This window comes from Bacillus sp. JJ1532 (genome assembly GCF_036965085.1).
Classification (GTDB): Bacteria; Bacillota; Bacilli; order Bacillales; family Cytobacillaceae; genus Cytobacillus.
Window position 1 is genome coordinate 1 of sequence record NZ_JBALOW010000119.1, and the last position, 5,395, is coordinate 5,395.

5 protein-coding genes and 1 riboswitch are annotated in these 5,395 nt (G+C 36.0%); of the genes, 3 read left to right on the forward strand and 2 right to left on the reverse strand.

Annotated elements, in window-relative coordinates:
* Positions 1-151: 151 nt before the first annotated feature.
* Entirely contained in the window at positions 152-292 is a 141-nt protein-coding gene (locus tag V7122_RS24340; RefSeq protein WP_335346695.1) for a hypothetical protein, read from the forward strand.
* Positions 293-360: 68 nt separating this feature from the next.
* On the opposite strand, the gene V7122_RS24345 is transcribed toward V7122_RS24340, so the two are convergent.
* A complete protein-coding gene (locus V7122_RS24345; RefSeq protein WP_335346697.1) occupies positions 361-771 on the reverse strand; it encodes a ferritin-like domain-containing protein in 411 nt (136 codons plus the stop codon).
* Positions 772-956: 185 nt separating this feature from the next.
* Positions 957-1,556: an energy-coupled thiamine transporter ThiT gene (thiT, locus tag V7122_RS24350; RefSeq protein ID WP_335346694.1), complete on the reverse strand. Its 600-nt coding sequence runs from the start codon at positions 1,554-1,556 to the stop codon at positions 957-959.
* A gap of 66 nt (positions 1,557-1,622) precedes the next feature.
* Positions 1,623-1,725: riboswitch (TPP riboswitch) on the reverse strand.
* Positions 1,726-2,051: 326 nt separating this feature from the next.
* Between thiT and V7122_RS24355 the strand changes: the two genes are divergently transcribed.
* Together V7122_RS24355 and V7122_RS24360 are read left to right on the forward strand one after the other, a co-directional pair.
* Positions 2,052-3,785 (forward strand): AAA family ATPase, encoded by a 1,734-nt coding sequence (locus V7122_RS24355; RefSeq protein ID WP_335355576.1) that lies wholly within the window; start codon positions 2,052-2,054, stop codon positions 3,783-3,785.
* Positions 3,786-3,989: 204 nt separating this feature from the next.
* A complete protein-coding gene (locus tag V7122_RS24360; RefSeq protein WP_335348514.1) occupies positions 3,990-5,228 on the forward strand; it encodes a HAMP domain-containing sensor histidine kinase in 1,239 nt (412 codons plus the stop codon).
* The last annotated feature ends 167 nt before the right edge of the window (positions 5,229-5,395 follow it).

The window sequence follows — 5,395 nt, forward strand, 5'->3', positions numbered from 1 at the left end:
ATTTACCCGAAAAAGACTGGATGAAACCTACTTATTAAAATGTTATAAAATAGACTTTATTCAAGTCACAAATAAAAATAATCATTAATATACTGTAAAGTAAATTCACTGCTTAGTTCTTCATCAAATGATCAATAGAAGGTGTTCACATATGAGGCCTGAAGTAAATTCGTATGAGTTTGCAAAGGTTTTACAGTCAGCCCTAAAAAAAGGACAGAATGAAAATCACTTGACCTTACATGATTTACTAAGTGAAATCGCAAGACAACTAGAACCAATTATTAAAAAATAAGAAAAAGACATTAATAAAAACAAAAGAAATCGATCTTTTCTGACGATTTCTTTTGTTTTTGCCTGTAACTATTTTCGCTTGTTTAAAAAATATAAAAACCAGACGGCATGATTTTGTTCATCTGAAGCGGCTCGTTTGAATGCATTTTTAATATTTACATCTGTTATCTCATCAGACACACCTAGATAGAAGTCTACCGTTTCCTGTTCATCTACAAAGGCAAACTCAATCCCTTCTTTGTAAGTGTTTGGGCATTGTTCCACGATTTGAGGTTGTGGCTGCCTGCCTGTCAGATTTACATATAGTTGTGTAAATTGCTGTAAATGTCTAATTTCATCTTCTCGAATTTCAAGGATTTGCTTCCTTTCTATTTCGGTTGTCGCCAAATTAGCTATTTTCTGATAGCATTGGACAGCACTATATTCTCCATTAATGGCTTTAGTTAAATCCCTGAGCAATTTATCTGTTTGTCTGTACATATTTTTGTAATCGTAATAAGGATACAAACGAATACCTCCTTAGTTTTTTTCCTTATATACTATGAGATTCATTTTGGAAGTGATTATTAATAATGCTGATGTCATATCAGGATCTAGTCATTTCCGCCAAAGCAAATGCAAAAAAATACGCCTCTGATTTGCCAGAAGCGTATTTGAGAAAATATTTAAGAAACTTTTTTATGTGTGATGAGCAGCGTATTGTCTTTTCTAATAATCAATCGAGGCGCAGTTGATACTAAAAGGACAACGGCGATTGAGCATAATAGCCACGCTCCAATCATGGTAGCTCCATTTGCTGCAAACGAGAAGAGGAATGGCGACATGCCCTCTGGCGCATATTCTCCAAAGAAAATAACGCCTGCAATGAAGTGCCAGAAATAACGTGCCAGGCTGCCAGCAAAGATAGCAGCTATCATCCAGCCAATTGCTTTCTTTTTCGAACCGAATCTGATCTCTTTTTGAATAAAATTATAGAACAGGCCAGCAAATCCAATACAAGCAAAGGCAATAAAATACTCAATAAAGGCTTGAGTTGGAGTGGCGATCCATGCATCCCCCATTGCTATTTGCAAGACTCCCCAGAGCAAACCGGAAAGCAAGCTGACTTTTAACCCCCAGCGGAATGCAATAATAAAAATGGGAACCATTGCGATTGAAATAGAAACAGATGGTATTGGTTTAATCGAAGGCAGTAAATCTAAAACAATGGCAAAAGCTGCAAAAAATGAGCCTTCGATTAATGCGAGTAAACCCAATTTTTTCATAAAAAAATCTCCCCTTTTTTTGTACTCCGTTACCTCAAGGGGAGAATAGAAAACAACAGAAAAAACCTTCTATTCATGCCACATTCCTGCGCTAGAATTATCTAACAGGTTCGAAGGGTCAGAACAGTCTCCTGTTCACTCTCAGCGAAAAGCTCCCCTTGTGGTTACGTTTATGTAATTATGATTCCAACATCAGTATAGTATAGTTTCCAACATTTGTGAAGGATCATTAGCTTAATAATGGTTTATATCTTTATTCTAATAAAAAAGAGCAAAATATTGCATAGATTTGTTAGCGCTTTTCAATATTACACATTAAAACCATCACATAGAAACCTTCAATAATAATGTTCGCCCTATTTTGGCTAAATCCCTAACATAGTAGTCTTGAAAACATGTGTTAACCATTTTTTTCATCTTTTTACATTAAAATGGCACTAGTCCTTCTTTACTATGCTCCTTATAATAATAAGGTAACAGTAAGGAGGGAAAAAGTTGAAATTACAATTTAAAAAAGCTTCAACGATGGTACCGATTATTGTTGGTTTCTTGATAATTGTGGCAGCAGTTATATGGGCTGTTCAAGCTGGAAATAAAGAAGTAGCCATCCCCTTTTCCTCTGTTGAGAAGTTAATAGCCTCACAAAATGGAGAATTAGTTACAATAAACGAGCATAAAGATGGAAAGCTGACGATTGTGACGAGTGATGGTGAATATAAGTCCCATGTACCTCCGAATAGTCAGATAATCGATAAATTAGTAGAAAACTATAATGTTCAATATACATTTTCTTCAAGCAGTCCTTTTACACCTTGGATTCTTGGCGGACTAATGATTTTACTTGTAGGGCTTGGCGTTTATTTATATAAATCTGGTAAAGGCGGACTAGGTGCTGCAAACACCATGAAGGAAAGCGTATCTAAAGCAAGGCCCCTCCCTTCTATTTCTCTTGCTGATGTTGGCGGTATTCAAGGTGAAATGAAAGAGGAGATTATGCAAACACTTTCCACTCTCAAAGATCCAGACCGTTCATTAAAAATGGGCGTAAAACCGCCGAAAGGGATTTTATTATATGGACCACCAGGCACAGGTAAAACCCTACTGGCACAAGCTATTGCCAAAGAGATTGGAGCGACCTTCTTCTCTACTAGCGGTTCAGCCTTTAATGAAATGTTTGTTGGTGTTGGTGCATCACGTGTCCGTACATTGTTTCAAAATGCTAGAAAGCAGAAGCCAGCCGTCATTTTTGTCGATGAAGTAGATGCACTTGCAGGAAAAAGAAAACAGCATGGCGGAGAGGAAAGCGAAAAAACATTGACTGAGCTTCTTGTTCAATTAGATGGCGGTCATTCGAATGATGGAATTCTTTTCATCGCCGCAACAAACCGTAAGGATATGCTCGATGATGCATTCCTACGTCCTGGACGAATTGATTTCTCTTTTCATGTTCCACTTCCAGATACAAAAGGAAGAAAAGAGATTATTGACATTCATACGAAAAATCGTGTGTTAGCTGATGATGTCATAAACTCACTCGATGAGCTTGCAGAGAGCACTTCTGGGTTTTCAGGTGCGGACCTTCATTCTCTCTTTGAAACAGCGAGCAGACGGGCTGTTAGAAATGGTCAGGAAGTAATAGCTAAAGAAGACTTGGATTTTGCCCTAGATCGAACCATTCTAGGAAGTTCAACTAGATCTTTACAAGATCAGGATACAAAAAATCGTGTGGCTATTCATGAAGCAGGTCACGCCCTTGTTGCTGCTATTACAAAACCAGGTTCGGTTCGTAAAGCAACTATCATTCCCCGCGGGCAAGCGCTTGGTTATGTAGCGCCAATTCCAAAAGAGATGCATTTATCAACAACGAGCGACATGCTAGACCAAGTTGCTATGATCCTCGCAGGTGGTGTTGCGGAACGGATTTACCTTGGAGAACACAGCATTGGTGTAAGTGGTGATGTTCAGCAAGCGAAGAAGGTCATCGAACAAATGGTTGACACTGGCTTGCTTGAAAATGGGTTTACCCTTACTTTTAATAAAGTGGAAAAAGAAGTAAAAATGCAGGAGCTTTTCCAAAAAGCATTAGAAAAATCTGAACAACTCATCAAAAATAATAGTCCACAATTCGAAGTTTTAGTTCTAGCCCTTATGAAAAAAGAAACTTTAGAAGGTACTGAGGTTCAGGATATTGTAAATGGCGAGCAATTAAAAGATATGGCTATTGTCTAATTTGCCGACTCTAAATGAGTCGGTTTTTTTTTATTATTAACAATTTCTTTCAAAGATATTTATCATATAGATAAGGATTTGTCGAATATTGATGCTTTATGAAGAAAAATTATTATGGCAAAAAATTTGATAATTAAAGGATTAACTGTGCCATTCGTTTAATTTAAAGATAAACACAAAACTAAGGCTAGAGGAATGGTTCTTTTGAAGGATTTTATTGCAGAGCTTCTTTTTCATTTTTTTATCATGATGATTATCCCACTCGTGAATATCATTTTTTCGCGTCAATGCAGGAATAATAAAATTAATTTTATCTTTTTTCTTACTATTTGTCTTTCACTTTTAATATCATCGCTTTTTCCGGTGCGAATTACGGATGGACTAGAGTTTGATTTAAAATTCATCCCAATTTTTATAGCCTTCTTTTATATCGGGCCAAGAACTGGCCTCATGGCAATTGGCATCCTGCTTGGATTAACCTTATTTAGCGATATGACAAAATTCCTAACGAACCTAATCAATTATTTCTTTATGACGATCTTATTTTTTATTGTTTATAAACATTACATAAGAAAAAAATTACTTTTCAAGCTATTAACTGGAATCATTTTTTATTTATTCATTTTTATAACACGTACGATATATTTGATGCAAACTGGAGCAATGGGAGATTTTCTTCACCTCATTTCGTTTTCTATCGTTTCCATTATTACACTATCTACAATCATTTATTTAATCGAAATGAATAAGCTTCAACTTTTAATGATGGAACAGTTGAAAAAAGCAGATAAGTTAAATGCTATTAGCCAGCTTGCTGCATCCATTGCCCATGAAATCAGAAATCCTATGACAACGATTCGCGGTTTCTTGCAGCTAATGAAAAATGAACAAAATATTACTTCTAATCAAGGGATGTTTATTTCCCTGTCCTTAGAGGAATTAGATAGGACTAACCAAATTATCAATGATTTTCTGTCTCTTGCACGACCTATAAGCGAATTTACAGAGACGATCCCTTTATCGAATATAATGTTAGATATTTCTGACTTCATGAAACCATATGCTGTTATGTCCAATGTAAAAATGAACATTCAGTTAGAAGAAAGTTTGTATATTGCGGGAAATGTGAATGAATGTAAACAATTGTTCATTAATCTTATTAAAAACGGAATTGAGGCTATGCCTGATGGAGGAAATATAGATATAAACGTTTATCAGCAAAATGACATTGCGTTCATTGAAATAAAGGATAATGGCGTTGGTTTTTCGACCATTCAATTAGAACAGCTCGGACAGCCTTATTATTCTACTAAAACAAAGGGAACCGGACTTGGATTAATGATTTCCTTTGATATAATTAAACGATTGAAAGGCGAATATGAAATAGAAAGTATTGAAAACGAAGGCACCATTTTTACGATCCATTTTCCACTGAAAAAATAAGAGAAAAAGGTGGAAGTCACGACAACTTTCACTGTTATCGCAGATTAACGGGCTGTAAGACCCCCACTTCAAAAAGTTGAGTAAAACAAAAATTTCTTAGTGGGGATCAACAGCTCGTAAAGGCCCGATTATAGGAACACAGACTAAGAACGCCACGTCCTGTGGCA

Excerpts from the sequence above, each read along its gene's own strand:
- V7122_RS24340 (WP_335346695.1), top strand. The coding sequence starts at position 152 with ATGAGGCCTGAAGTAAATTCGTATGAGTTTGCAAAGGTTTTACAGTCA.
- V7122_RS24345 (WP_335346697.1), bottom strand. The coding sequence starts at position 771 with ATGTACAGACAAACAGATAAATTGCTCAGGGATTTAACTAAAGCCATT.
- thiT (WP_335346694.1), bottom strand. The coding sequence starts at position 1,556 with ATGAAAAAATTGGGTTTACTCGCATTAATCGAAGGCTCATTTTTTGCA.